The 359-nt window shown below is 50.7% G+C and carries 1 protein-coding gene; it reads right to left on the minus strand.

Annotation, left to right across the window (positions count from 1 at the left end):
* Positions 1–254: AraC family ligand binding domain-containing protein (locus tag KQI_RS27120; protein WP_010348289.1), on the minus strand; the 254-nt coding region annotated here is incomplete at its 3' end.
* Between the last annotated feature and the right edge of the window lie 105 nt (positions 255–359).

The raw sequence follows: 359 nt of genomic DNA on the forward strand, positions 1-359 counted from the left end.
TTGTCCCAATGATACCCGCGCGTATGCTTCAATCCGAGAGCAGTCAGTACAGCAGCGGCAATGGGGCCGTCAAATGTGATGTATAACGTTCGCCATACCTTTGTCGCCCGTCTGTACGCATGGGATTCGCCTGGCAGCAGCAGCACCCCGGATTGCTCACCCAGACGGAAAGTTCCCCCTTTAAATGTAAATATCCCTTCACCGGACACCGTCTGAATCCAATGAGCACGGATATCCCTCTGGACGGGACACATCCTCCTGTCTGCTGTTGAATCCGATGCTTTCAATAAAAAGCGGCAAAGAGTGCTCACGCGTAGTCAGAAAAAATCGCAAATGATGGGGAGTCAAAATCATAAAAG

The sequence above is a fragment of the Paenibacillus peoriae KCTC 3763 genome (genome assembly GCF_000236805.1).
Classification (GTDB): domain Bacteria; phylum Bacillota; class Bacilli; order Paenibacillales; family Paenibacillaceae; genus Paenibacillus; species Paenibacillus peoriae.